The 13,608-nt window shown below is 51.3% G+C and carries 11 protein-coding genes; all 11 read right to left on the bottom strand.

What is annotated here, in order from left to right:
- Window positions 1-41: 41 nt before the first annotated feature.
- Window positions 42-968 (bottom strand): replication protein RepA, encoded by a 927-nt coding sequence (locus ABJ076_RS22215; protein WP_348188500.1) that lies wholly within the window; start codon window positions 966-968, stop codon window positions 42-44.
- A gap of 479 nt (window positions 969-1,447) precedes the next feature.
- Window positions 1,448-1,768: a hypothetical protein gene (locus ABJ076_RS22210; protein WP_348188498.1), complete on the bottom strand. Its 321-nt coding sequence runs from the start codon at window positions 1,766-1,768 to the stop codon at window positions 1,448-1,450.
- 62 nt (window positions 1,769-1,830) lie between these two features.
- The gene (locus tag ABJ076_RS22205) at window positions 1,831-2,487 is read right to left on the bottom strand and encodes a ParA family protein (RefSeq protein ID WP_348188496.1); all 657 of its coding nucleotides are present in this window, start codon (window positions 2,485-2,487) and stop codon (window positions 1,831-1,833) included.
- A 2,168-nt stretch (window positions 2,488-4,655) separates the two neighbouring features.
- On the bottom strand, window positions 4,656-4,994 hold the full coding sequence (locus tag ABJ076_RS22200) for a hypothetical protein (RefSeq protein ID WP_348188494.1): 339 nt from the start codon (window positions 4,992-4,994) through the stop codon (window positions 4,656-4,658).
- 1,734 nt (window positions 4,995-6,728) lie between these two features.
- Complete coding sequence (locus tag ABJ076_RS22195) at window positions 6,729-7,364, bottom strand: hypothetical protein (protein ID WP_348188492.1); 636 nt, start codon at window positions 7,362-7,364, stop codon at window positions 6,729-6,731.
- A complete protein-coding gene (locus tag ABJ076_RS22190) occupies window positions 7,346-8,041 on the bottom strand; it encodes a hypothetical protein (RefSeq protein WP_348188490.1) in 696 nt (231 codons plus the stop codon). Before ABJ076_RS22190 ends, ABJ076_RS22195 begins: the two co-directional genes overlap by 19 nt.
- 420 nt (window positions 8,042-8,461) lie before the next feature.
- Window positions 8,462-9,193: a hypothetical protein gene (locus tag ABJ076_RS22185; protein ID WP_348188488.1), complete on the bottom strand. Its 732-nt coding sequence runs from the start codon at window positions 9,191-9,193 to the stop codon at window positions 8,462-8,464.
- Window positions 9,190-9,621: a hypothetical protein gene (locus ABJ076_RS22180; protein WP_348188486.1), complete on the bottom strand. Its 432-nt coding sequence runs from the start codon at window positions 9,619-9,621 to the stop codon at window positions 9,190-9,192. The genes ABJ076_RS22185 and ABJ076_RS22180 overlap by 4 nt, the downstream gene beginning before the upstream one ends.
- Complete coding sequence (locus ABJ076_RS22175) at window positions 9,618-10,469, bottom strand: hypothetical protein (RefSeq protein WP_348188484.1); 852 nt, start codon at window positions 10,467-10,469, stop codon at window positions 9,618-9,620. Before ABJ076_RS22175 ends, ABJ076_RS22180 begins: the two co-directional genes overlap by 4 nt.
- 2 nt (window positions 10,470-10,471) lie before the next feature.
- Window positions 10,472-11,704, bottom strand: coding sequence for a type II secretion system F family protein (locus ABJ076_RS22170; RefSeq protein ID WP_348188482.1), 1,233 nt, complete (start codon window positions 11,702-11,704; stop codon window positions 10,472-10,474).
- Complete coding sequence (locus tag ABJ076_RS22165; RefSeq protein ID WP_348188480.1) at window positions 11,697-13,607, bottom strand: ATPase, T2SS/T4P/T4SS family; 1,911 nt, start codon at window positions 13,605-13,607, stop codon at window positions 11,697-11,699. Before ABJ076_RS22165 ends, ABJ076_RS22170 begins: the two co-directional genes overlap by 8 nt.
- Window position 13,608: the final 1 nt, after the last annotated feature.

Here is a 13,608-nt window from a genome sequence, read left to right as displayed (position 1 = left end):
CCGCTGACATGAGGGGCAAAGAAAGTGGGTATTAACAGTATTTATCCGGCTCGTATGATGCGCGGCTCGACCGGTGAATAGCTTGGCTGCAATTTCGCTCCCTCAAGCCCAAGTTCAACTCGCGCCCCTGGGTAAACGGCCATTGCCATCGCAAGGTTTTTAGCGAATTCAGGTTTAAAATGTTTTAATTTGCTGGTCCCTCCTCCGAACTGGCCGTAGAGAGCGGGCCACGTTAGATTAAGGGGTTTCTCCAACACGTGTAGACGCCAGGCAAGCCAAAGATAAATATCGAGAGCCATTGGCTTTGATGCAAGCTCGCGTACAGCAGCTTCTTGTAACGGAACCGGGTGTTCCATCAGACTCTTGAAAAATGCCTCGTCAAGATAGACCTCTTCTGTCCATAGAGGCATTTGGCGCTCGTCTGTAGCACTCATCAGGATCTCATCCTGAACAAACCGGCCATTGTGGCGATGGAGAGTTTTTTGGCCGTCCTTCTGCCCGTGTAGGAAGAACGTCAGTTTACATGCGGAGATTCGCCGCGCTTGTCGGCGAACCTCGTTATATGCTGCGCCGCCAGTCGGAACACCCATGCGTCCAAGCCACTGAGCCATAGAGCCGCCCAGCTCAACCCGCCGACTATTTGTTTGTTTGGCCTTGGTTTGGAGATAGATGAGAATTATTCGAGCTTTCGGTCCTGCCGGCAGGCCGACTGGCGTTACTCCATCTTCTTCAAGGCCACTCTCGATGAGAAGGGTAACGGCCCCTCCTTCTCGACGCCAGACAGTGTCTTTTGGAGTTCGGAGCGGTAGGGAAGTTTGCGAAAAACCACTGTAGATTAGATTCAGCCGTTGTTTTTCGTCTTCCATCACGCGTGCAGCACTATCGACAAGATACCGTTCTTTTGGATCGACCATTTGTCGGGCGGTGTCGCGACCGTGTAATAGAATTAGTTCGTGAATGTCAGACACGGCAGCCTCCATATATTTGCTGCAATAACGTCAATCTTGGTTGCAAAACAGATCATTCACAGGTGCTTAAGTCCAGTCGCGAGTTTCCGACCAAACTATTAGTTTTTTAATACTTAGATTCTTATGGAATAGGTCGGGAAATGGCGATGAATAAGTCTGTTTTCTGTGGATAAACAGATCTTTGGTCGGTAACTGGCGCCGTGGTGGTCGGGAAGTAGCGAGACCCATGCTGTGGAAAATCAAGCCGGTCGGGAAGTAGCGATGCCGAATCGCTTGTTACAACGAATCGCGGCTTGTTTTCGTTCAATCTAGTACTGTTTCTGAGTAATGCGGTCGGTAATGGTGGCATCTTACCGGGGAATCGCTAGTTTCCGACCAGATGCTGCTTCCCTGATATTGGTTCCGAACCGATCACGGGTAGATGATCAGGTTCTCTGCCGTTTGAGAATCGCGAGTTTCCGACCAATGAGTTTTCGGGACTACGTGGTGCTGAAATAGAGGTCGAGATCATCTGCATTGGCTTCCGCGTAAAGCTTAAGTGCGGCCTCCAGGATATGTCCTTGAGTGACGCCCTGGCGGGCTGCGCAGTCGGCCAGATAGATGCCATATCCAGGCAAGACGCGGGCATGTATCTGTTCTGTTCGAGGGCTTTTAGGTCGCCCGGCCCTCCTCCCACCTACCGGTTCTCTTGTGACAAATCCTCGTTCTTCCGCAACTTGGTCGACAGATTCAGATACCTTTTGCTCGCTCGGCTTCGCGCGCTTTTTTAAAACAGGAATTTTGAAACTGGAATCAGACATACCTTGCTCCATGTAGATTATTTATTTAATCCGCTTTAAAAAATAAGCGGATTAAAAGCGGATTAACCATCAGACAGCCGAGCTAAGACAGCCTCGGAAAAACCCTCTGCATTTTCAATCGCTGTAGGCATGTTGCCTTGCGGAGCCATCGAATAAAGATTTCCACCAAAAGCGAAAATTGCAGAGAACGCAGCGCGTTCCATCAAGGAGGGCTCAATCACGTCAACCCCCTGCTCCTTGAGAGATTCATTAATTCCGGAATGCTGTCGTGATCGAAGGGCCTTCGTCATAGTAAAAACGACAGAATGACGAATGTCGCGGCCAAGCGCCTCCTCTTCCTCAGCTATGAGGTTAAGCGCTGTTGCTCCGATCTCTGCATCTAGTGACGTTGCTCGCATAGGAGTAATTACCAAATCGGCCTGCGAAATTGCGCGACTCATGAGGCGCGAGGCAACACCCTCAAGATCGACAATAACGATTGCGCCATCAGCGTCATTTACTTTGATGGACTTAATAATTTCGGTTTCAGAAATGCCCGAAAGTACTGTGATATTGTCTGGAATAGTGGACTTGCCGGACCAGATTGTGAGGGATTTATTTGGGTCACAATCGAGCATAGTTACCGGAATACCTTGATTGGCGAGCGTAGAGCCAAGAATCACGGAAACGGTTGATTTACCGGATCCGCCCTTGGGCGATGCGATGACAATTACAGGCATAAGCTAAAACCAATCGGATATTAATCAGTATGGATACAATAAGCAGTAATCAAGCGGTGAGCAAGCGGATTTATTAAGAAATCGGATATATACCGGATTTATATAATTATCGGATATATCGCGGATTTCTGATTGCAGCCGATATTAAGCGGATTCGATACCGATAGCGCAATTAATCGGATTATTTTAATAAGCGGATATCTATAAGTTGGGCTAACCGCCAATAATTATGAAGTTATGGGAATCGGTGTTCCCAATACCGCGTTCCATCAATGCCGGTTATGAAAAACGGGCCGAGCAAACGGATTTTGCTCGTGACAAAGAGCTCCTGACGATAAACATCGAAATTCAGATCTCAGTGAATGAAATACATTGTTGTCAATTAGCCTCGTGTTAAAGCCTGCAATTTACAGGAATCGCACCATTCAATCGTAACGGTCTTGCCCGCTGTTGACTCAGCCATAAACCAAAGACCGTTTTTGCTAGGGAGGGCAGGGGCCTTTCCGCTTTCTCGGTAATTGCCGAGCCACCTATTGGTGAAACTAGGTCATTTTTTTCGGAGTAGGGGGGGCCGCAGCGCCCTTAGCGCTAATAACGGCCCCAAATCCGCTGTGGAGTGGATCCTTTTTTACCCCTGTATAGGGGTTCTTCTTAAGAGATAAATTGATGTGATTCACCGGTTCATGCTTTTGGACCCTATCTACCAATAAAGAAATTGCCGGATTATGGGCCTCTCTCTGAGAAGACGAACGACCTATATCCCCAGCGGCGAAGAGAAGTCGAGCATCAAGAATAGTCCATGTATTAGGTCCATTACGTGCGCCGGAGACGGGGTTTGTGCGTCGGCCGATGTATCCTGCTCTTGTCAGACGTGCGACTGATAGATGGGCCGTAGAACGCGCCACACGAGCCATGTTCGCTATTGGGGCAATATACATTGTCCACGCTTCTCTGCCCCGTGACAGGATCAACAAGGCTAGCAGTACACGCCTGTCTGCTGGTGACAAATGAGATTCCTCGAGCACCGCCGACGGCAGAACCGAAACAGCAAACGCATCCGTTTCCCTCAGCTCGCGTTCTATCCAACGACTAATGCGGCCGGGGCGCCGGCGCTGACAGCTATAGACCGACGTCCTGATACGCGGGGACCGTTTCTTTCGGAAACCGCGCCGCAGTGAGCTGTCGGTAAGACCGGGTAACTGTTCCTGGCGATGGTGCGGAGGCATTGCTGCTTCAGATTCCCATCGAGCCCATTGATCTAATGTTGGCTCCTGTTTTGCTGTCTTCTGCATGAAAGACAGACGGTGCTTTCGAATATGGTCAAGTTCAGACATTCACGAACCTCCAGTATTATGAAGGCGTGTCAAACAAGGACGCACAAAAGGGTGGCGAACCAGCGCATTTGTGCTTGACAGATTGTATGGGATCGTGAAAAATCGTGACTGCAACATCTTATCGAGTTTTCACGGGCCGTCCCTCTGGGGCGGCCTTGTGTTTTTATGTCTCCTTGATTGAACGCTCCTTGTTGTTGATGAAGAGGGCTGACGATAAGCGAGCCCTAACACAAGATGTTACCATCGGTCGCAACCTATGCACAAAACAGCGATCATAAGCACTTGAACGCGCTGGTACTTTGATAAGAGCGTTCACTATTGTTTTCTCAGCGGCTCGGGAATCGAGGCATGCCACGCCCACCACTTGCCGAAGTCGTCACGGCATGCTGTGCCGGTTTCTGATGCAGAGCTCAGAACGTCTTCCTTGAAGCGGCCGACAGAAACTCGAAACACGCGACAATACTGTTCGCCGACCCTATATGACGATAAAGGTGTGACTTTGCCGGTTGTCCGCGATTGAGGCGCATACCAGTTCGTCTCCTGCAGATCCGCATTAAGCTCAAGGGCTTGTTGGCATGCGGTGTCTGCGTAAAGTCGGTCACTCGCGATTGCAGTGTCGAGTAGAGATGCTGATATGGTAATTGCCCAACACGGTCGACCAACGGGCTCCGCTGCGGTCGCTCCAGAGCACCACACTGCTGAAGCACAGACAATATATGCGATGTATTTTTTCATGCTTCCGTCCTGCCAAGATTGCTAAACCATACTTAGGTATTAAGTATTTCGCCATACTAAAATAGGGCGTAGACTGAAGGGAGGGAAGGCATGGAAAAATCAGCTGTTCTTCACGCGCGCCAGGAACAAAATCGCTGTAGCGATAACTCGACCAAGTTTAGTGCCTTCAGTTGAAGCGAATTCGTCAAGTTTCGCGTGAATATCCGGAGTTAGGTAAATGGTCAGCGCCTTATACGAAATGTTATACGGTGTCGGGACGAAAGCAATCTCGGCACCTGACGTAACTGCATCAAGAAATGCAACCGCTGATGCGTCATAATATTCGTACATTTTCGGGTGGTTTTCGGTCGCAAATTTACGAATCAAATTGGCGTCCGATTCAGAAAACCTGACAAGATTACTGATCCGTCCCTGGGGATTAAGGACACGTGAATTCATGGTTTGCGCGGTCTTTCCAGCGAGTCACATATATTTTAGTTAACTATCGTGTATCACAGGAGTCCTATGAGCGAGAATCAAAATTGAGCACGGCAATCGCTATAACGTCCTGGGCCGCGTTCTTGTGGTTTACGTGGACTGCGGCAGTGATCGATTGGAAGACGGGGCTGATTCCGCCAGTAACATTGGTTGCGATGACCGTGACTGGCATTATAGGCGCAGTCACATGCGAAATATGGGCCTCACATTATATGGTTGAAGCCATTGCGCTCGTTGCTCTTGGCCATTGTTCGTGGTTGATAATGAACCGCGCAAACGTACATTTGTTTGGCCGAGGAGACGTAAATAAGCTTGGCGCTATATGTGCATGTTTGGGTGCGGGAGCGACTGCCGCAACGTTTATTCTTGGTGGTGTGATTGCCTTAGTGTTTGCATTAATTGTCCACGGGCCTAACACCCTACCAAGTAAGAGCGAGATACGATTTGGTCCGTTCTTGGGATTTGGCGCATCGTTGGTCCTAGTGGTTGAACTGTTAGTGATTTAGCAGGGAGTTGGAACCTCGCAGCTTTTTAGAGGACGATAGTAGAGTTGCGTCCAAGTTGTTGCGCCACTTCCTGCCCCAGCAATGTTTTCGCCAATTGTAGAACCCCAACATTCCCCAGCTGTATAGATCGGAGAGAGTCCCGGCGCGTGCTGGTCAGCGATACAATTGAAAGTTCGTTGGACGTAGAAAGTGCCGTTGGCGTTTTGCCCAACATCCACCCGCCATGTGCTTAGGTTCGACGGAGCTCGTGCTACGGCGAATCCTTCTGCTCTGGCATTCCCAGTCACTGTGTTCGTCCTATCGGCCAATGAAGTACATGTGATGCGATAGCATGATCCAACCGCCAATCCATCTCTTACGCACACACCATTCTCAAGCCTGTAGTTCGGATAGCATGAGGTTGCTACGCAAGCGCCATAAGAACCGCCTTGATAAGTTTGTTGACCCGTACCGTTTGCAACCGCGCAAGAAATCGTCGCTGGGACGCAGGTGTTATTTTGTTCGGTATATCCACTATTACACGCCGTCACGAGACAAGCGCTGTATGATTTTGAGGACCCAATCCACGTTTTTTCGCCGGTCCCATTTTGAATGGGGCACGGCGCAGGGTATCCATCGACCTGATCCGAAATCAGATCGTCAATATCGACGCAAGCCCAATTGCCGCTTTGAAATGCGACAACCATCGGATCTGTGCATGTCAAAGCCTCGACATGATTTACGAACGAAGTCCGGAGTGCCCCCCGGCCGGCCCATGTTCGCAAGGACGAATGGGTAAGTGACGCTACTATATCGTCGCCATTGCTAGAGCCGGCCAGAGCGGCTGTGCACTCAGTGCTTGTCTGGCGGTCTGGACCAGCGGCAACGAGCGCCAGGCCAACCTCCAACGCGGACTGCTGCGATCCTTTACAATACCGAAATGCGGAGCCCCAAGGGTCAATGCGCGGACCAGGAAAACCGATGGGGAGCCCATTGGTGGGTGTCGGATTCTCGAACCGAATGGTTTTTGTTGGTAAATCGAATGAGCCCCGTCCGGCAAGAATCTGCGCTGTTTCTATTAGCCGCGATCGTGTCTCCATTATGCGTGAAGTCCGAAGAGCATCGTGTCTTGAAGCGGTGCTGTTCGTAAGTGTGGGGCCTAGAAAGAACACAAGAGCTGCGAGCACAGGCCATACAAATTTAAAAAACATCAGAATAACCCAGCATTTTGAGTTCTAAATGTGGTCCAGAGGTCGGAAAAGACGTTGCAATGGGAACCGGTCGAAAGGTTCTGGATGACGCCAATATCGGCGCAGCGCGATCCGTACATCGAATTAATTGTGGATAGTCGTGGGTCTGTTTGTTCAGGCGCTACAGCGGCCTCGTATGGGCTAACAGACCGCACCAAATCGTCACCGTCCGGATCGCCTTTTAAGGCGTTGGAGCATGTTGTAGTTACTGTGAGGTCAGGACCACCCGATACAACAGCTAGCATAGGGTTGGTGGGCGAATCATAAACGGGCCCCAAAGTACAATACAGATAGGGCTGGTCGTGCTTATCGGTATGTGGCGTGCGGATCCCGGATGGGATCTCCGTACCGTTCGGCGTCGGCGGGACAATGTAACCCGCCGAATTCATTGTTGCCGCACGGCCGATCGTTAGCGCGGTTAAATCGATTTGTTCGACAGTCGCCGCGGTCCTCACAATGCGGTCCGCGCTATACAGGGCAGATTGCATTTTGCTGAAGATAGGGCCGCTTAAAGCGGCGACGGCAAAGACCGCCATCACCAAAAACGGTATGACCATCGTTCCCGAATTTTTTTCGGTCATGGAGTTCGTCTGCATGATGCCCAATCCGGCGCAGTGTCGTGGAATCCGTACCTCTCGCTGAAACGCTGGAAGAGGTCGCAAAGGGAAACGCATTCGAAATCGCTGGCGCTTCCTTTCTCCAGGAGCGCAAAACCGTCCGAACAAGGCGATTGATAGTCGGCAATCATTGAGCCTTCAGGAGCAGTGAGGACCTGGCGCGTGAACACCTGCTCGTAGTAGAGCGGACTTGATAGGTCGTCGCTGTTGATGGTCCCGGAAACCGCATCATCGCAGTCTGTAGTAAAAACACGGTCTGCACCTGCACTTACGGTTATGATCATTGGTGCCGCATCATCGTCTGTGTTGGTGCAGAGACGTAGTGGCGTTTTCCAGCCGTCCTGAACGCGCTCGACAGCAGCTGTATCAATTGTTGAAAGATCGGGTCTTGAAGCGCCGAACGGGTGGACAGATTGACTGGCCGCAATACGCGCAGCAGTCTTGAGGCGAAGGGATGTCACGGTATACCGTGAGGTCAAAAGCTGGTCCTGGCTATTGTCGTAGACTCTGCTTGCGGCCAATCCGATTCCTGCGCATGCAAGAATGAAGATAATCTGGAACAAAGTTGGCATTTTATGGCTTGTAAACCTCAAAATGTAATGTGCCAGCTTGGGGTTGTTGTGCGCGCACGCCCGCCGTTTCGACGATTTGATCAATGATGTTCTGGTCGGCTGCTGGCCCGTATATTACAATTAAGACTCTGGCGAAGGTGTTGAAGTACCTCCAGTCGCCATATCCTCGAGGAGGAGGGGGGTAAAAAACCCCGCCACTCCAGATAGAGTCACCGGTTCCTGGACATAGCAAGTCAGTAACCAAGCCGGAAGCCGGTCTATTGGGATATGCTGGATGAGGGCCTGAACCTTGACCATCAGGATGCGCTAGTGCGCATCCTGCTATGACTTGCGCAATCAGGTTCGCGTCGGCCCGGAGCTGTGTTTTACGACTAAACTGCCCGCTCTTTTCTCCGCTATCTAATGCGCCGGCAGTTAGAAACCCAGCAACACCAATAAACACTACTAGAAGCGGCAAGAGTGCGCTGAGCTGGATAAAACCAGCGTTTGGGTGGGTTCGCTCTCTCATCGGGCGGCCACAACGGAATAAAAGAAATAGTCATTATCAGTCGTTGCTAGGCACGCGCGCGTTTTACCATCAAGGACGTTGGCTGGTGTAACCGCTGTTAAGGTACCTGATAAACTAGAAACTTTGTCGGTTTCAGCTAAGGCGGAATAAAGGGACGATGACGAAATCGCAGTGTGCTGGGGCGGAGCGTCATCCTCATCAAACTGCAAAAGTTCTTTGTTGATCGCTTGGCAGTAGCTCCGTTGCAAGCCTGGGACGATGATGACCCACTCTGCGGCGGTTGTTCCGACGTCAGCTACTTGCATCGTCCCTTCGCCTGTCGTCGTATTCCCGAAGAGAAGCCAATTCCCCCAATCGTCCTCTGCCACGCTCGCAGGGCGCTCTACAAATAGCTTGGCCTGCATGTTTGGTTTTGAAATTGCACCATCGATGGGATCGTACAGCGCAACACGAGTGCTGGATGCTGGCGCTTGTGTCGTCAAGTCGATCAGAGAGATATCGTATCCCTCGGCCTGCTTCATTCCAATGCCTTGCGAGATCGATGCTGCCTTTGAATAAACATCAGTTCCGCTGAGAAGGTTAAGAAGGCGTGAGACTTTTGTCATGCTGCCGGAGAAACCATCTGTAGCGGCTGCAGCTATGCCAATGACGACAACTATAACGACTAGAACGGTTGTGAGATTGATAAAGCCGGCGTCGGGGTGCTTACGGATTTCTGAATTGGTCATCGTGTTACCTCTGTTTGAATTTGTGCGGCGTTGATGGTTGCGCTTAATGTCCGGCCCGGGCATTTCACCCCGGCGCACATGTTAGCCATGTCCCATCTCATGTTTGGCGCTTGTGCTATGCTGGACGTGAGGGCCAGCATCCACTCCTCGTATGCTGCGCCGTCGTCCGCTGTGATGCGAAGCCCTGCAGTGGTTGGAGTGACCTGGACCTTGCGGGTGATTGTCGATACCGTCTTAGCAATTCGGGTATAGAGTTCGGCCGGGGCCGGTTTGACGCGGATAGCAATAGGCCGTGGCATGAGATTTTCTGCGGTCTCGACCACAGCGCTGTCATCCAACGCTGCTGCGTTGTAGTCCTTCGCGAAAAGAGCTGCGATGACTGTGCCAAACCAAATAATTGTGGCGATAAGGATGCGTTGTTTTCTCATCGGATTAACTCCGATGCCGTGATTCTTATCTGTTTTGTCTCGGATAATCGGGTGCGTGAAACTTCATTTCCGAAAGATTCGATTGTCGCATTATCCACCCAATCGGGGATGTCCGCTGACCAGGTAATATTTCCGTCGGATACTTTGAAAAGAGTGATGGCGCTCCCTGTCGATTTAAAAACGCGGCCGAGGTCGTAAAGTCGACCTATTACCGTCAAGGCCGGTTGCGACGATACCTTTTCAATCTCACCACGCATTCTCGTTTCGTAGGTGCGAGAAATGGAGCGCAACCGGTCGGAGCGCGAGGCTGTCTGATCAGATTTACGTACTGCGTTTGAAAAATTTGTTACTGAGAACATGGTAAAAGCGAGCGCGCAAAGAATTACGGCGATGAAAGTTCGACCATCCCGCTGTTCCCTCTCGTAGTTTGGGAGAAGCCATCGGCCGCCACCACCTTCCGGCAGTTCGTGGATTGGAAGTCCTTGGTCTTCGGCCCAAGCACGAACGAGTGATTTTTCGCCGGAATACGAGACAACATCGTTTGCAACGGTTCTTACTGCAGCAAGCCCGTTGTCAGAAATGTAAACACCGTCTCCAATGTGTTTTGGGTGCCCAGGTAACGCCCAGGCGAGAGATGTGCCAATTTCGTTTTCGGCAGGGTCCTGCGGGAAGTCTATGCTGCGTGCGAAAAGGCTATGTACCTTGCCGTCAGCGACAGTGTGAATCATAGCGATCATGTCTGTCTGGAGTAGGGCGGCCGCACTGTTATGAGCTGCTTGGTCTGCCTTTCCCTTTGCCGGGATGGGAACCGATAGAGCTGCGAAAGTTTCAGGGATAAGATTCAACATCGTTACAGAACTCCGAACAAATCGGGCTGATTGGCGTTTTGGGCCATCATGATTTGGAAAAGGACCGCGCCGTTCGCCAGCAAGTAAGCCACGAACAAAAAAGTGGCTTTTAGAAGCAATGTATTCGCCGCCATTTCTGCTTGATTTAGCCGCGTATCCGATATGAGAAGCATCGTCTCGGAAAGGTCGGTATTACGCGTAGAGCTGTTGCCCTGTAGCGGCATCCGTTCCCATTCCGTAAGAAGGCCGCTGTCGGCCGAGACGGCATCGGTCACGCTCTGGCCGTTCTTGAGATGCAGATCTAGTGCGGATGTCCAGAAATCTCGCACGGGCGGGCAACGTGAAATGGTGGTTGCAAGCCGCGCGGCCGGAATAAATGGTGTTGCCCGCATCATAAGGCCGACAATTGTAAGAGTTTCTGCCGCCGCGAGATCGCGGAAAAGAGTGCCCACTGACGGGATCCTGTCGAGTACCATCGCCGCGAAGTCTTGCAGCTCCGAACTCTTTGCTCTCGAGCCAATAAAAATTGTGCACGAAAGGGCAAACGGAGCTACGCCGATAGCTATAAGGAATCGGTTGGCAATCTGTGCATGCTCCACAGCAGCTTGAAACTCCGGCGTGTTTCCTGCCCCCGTTAAATCTGTCAGCAAGTCAAAACCAGAGGTCTCCAGCCAGATCGCACTTAAAAGTGCGAGGAGAACTTCAAAGACGATCAAGAAGAGACGGGATTTAATGGTTCTTCCTATTGCCGTTTTGCGAGCCCGGAAAGCAAGCATCGGCGTGATGATGGCGCCGAGGCTCCCAGCCATGGAACCCGCCGCGAGAAATGCCTTCGTCGAGTTGTCGAGCAACGCGACATTCTGGATTGCGTCTTTGAATTCGCCGCCGGCATCGAGCACATGGAGTGCCCGCTGATGGTCGGCGCGTTTCGATGGGTTTTTGATCAGGCTGATTGTTTGGCGAAGCGCTTTGTGTGCGCCGAAACCGGACTTTATGAAACTAGCCATCGTTTGAAGGAATAGCGTTCTCTCACCAGGGAAATAAAATTCTTGCGTGAAAAGGTTCTGAGTGACCGTCTCAATGGCGATGACTGTCTTTCCTGCTGCAATGATTCGGTCGCGGACAATCGTTGGGCCGTTCTCGTGGTCTACAACCGTCTCTATAGCGCGCGTGACCGGGCAATATGTTTTGGCCTTGATGTAGGATGAGGTTGTTGCGAGCAGCGCGCTAATCATGGTCCGCCTCCCGACGAAGTTCGGAATAGGCGGTTTGCCAAGCAATTTCTTTTTGACTCATCAATGCGAGCAGGAAATCGCGGCGTGGTATGAGTTCGATACCGTCGATTTCTAGTATGGTGGAGTAGTCCGCGTCGATTTGGCCTAGTACGATCTGAGACAGTTTGCGCGCAAAAGCGTTTCTAGCAGAGCGCTTTACCCAGATTACCTCGGGAGCAAGTGTTCGACCGCGTTCGCTTTGTCCGCTGCATTCGCTGCAGCCATCATCGGAGAGCGAGATAACGTCTTTATGTTCCGACACGCCGAGAAGAGCGCATACGTTAGGGTCCAATTTGGTTGTACTAATGGTCGAGCTGCAGTGCGGGCAAGGGGTCGGTACGAGCCGCTGATGCAGTATCCAGTGGACATATCGGCCGAAAATATCCGCCGCCTGGCTGCGCTGTTTCGGGATGAGAGAGAAAAAACGCGGTATCGCGTCAAGCGCGTTATCAGTATGAAGCGTCGTATATCCGCCGTGACCTGATTCCACAAATCGTAAGAGTTCCGGTGCGGTTTTCTCGTCTCTGATCTCGCTGATGGACACGACATCAGCGTCATGGCGCAGTGCATGCTCAAGAAATACGGTGTGATCGAGTCCAATATTCGGGTGTCTATTTACATTAGTTTGCGTTGTCAGCGGTATTGGCTGCTCGACAGGATCACCAACTTCAAGAATTTTAATTCTCTCGCGTGGATGCTCCATCATAAGGGCGCGGTAAGTCGTGCTCTTACCTTGGTTCATGGGGCCAGCAATTATCTTTAGATAAGCTGTACGAGTGCCAACGGGAATGTCGGCCTTGAGACGTTCTGCCAATTCGGGAAAATTACCCAGAATATCATCCAGCGTTTGGAATGATCGAGTATCAGCCAGTCGAATAGTAATACTTTGGCCTGAGCGCGTCGGCATAATGGCTACACGCGCTTCGATTGGGCGTCCGTGATTTTTGAACGTGAACGCGCCCTCGTGGGGGGCGTCCGTGTTAGAGGTGTCAATTCCGCACCGCTCGCGTATCAATGTTGTAAGTCTTGTTGCGAGAAGAGGCGACAACGTGGCACGGAAGAGCAGATTGTTGCCGACGCGGTATTGGATCCGTGTCTCGACCATATCTGCGCCGATCTCGATATGGAGATCCGATGCACGGCGCTCAATTGCATCAACGCATAAGCTATCTAGGGTGTGGGTTAGATCTGTTGGCGCACTTGCGATGTCGTGCTTCGCCAGCAATGCATTTAAACCAACACCTGTTACGTGCGGCGCTTCTTGGAGCTTCGCTAGAACTTGGACGGTTGAATAGGTTTCAACCACTATCTCATCAATTCGATGATCGTTCGCTGACGCTTGATCAGTGATGAGACGCTTTTCGAAATCGGCCAGCGGTCTCGTCGCCATGACGTATAGGCGTCCGTTATGTAAACGGATCGGAACCACGCCTAGCTGCTTCAGGAGGGCGGCAGGCCAGATGGCGAACAAACCCGCCTCGTCAGACGGGAGCGGCATATGCAAACGTTGCTTCTGAATCGTCTCAATCACACGGGCCGGCGATACAAAACCGACGGCGATCACCAGTTCCGCAGCAGTTATATTGCTCGCGCGCAGTTTGTGTTCCTGCAGTGTTTGAGTTATCCACTCGGCTCGTGAATTACTTAAGTATTGGCTATTTCTTAGCGCACTTAAGAATGATTCCGTTGCGGAATCACGAGCTTCAATGTGTGCTGGCTCTTCTGCGATAGGTTCGGGGGTTAGAAGAGGCTCGTCTTCCAAGATCGGTGTGAAATCGTCCTGTCGACGTGCGAAGAGTGAGCGCAGTAAACCAATCACACGTGAAACACGGTTTGGCGAGTCAGGGAAAAACGTCTCTGTCATC

The sequence above is a fragment of the Nisaea sp. genome (assembly GCF_039990255.1).
Classification (GTDB): Bacteria; Pseudomonadota; Alphaproteobacteria; order Thalassobaculales; family Thalassobaculaceae; genus Nisaea.
Note: the sequence above shows the minus strand (reverse complement) of the source record. Positions and strands in the feature narration are given on the sequence as shown.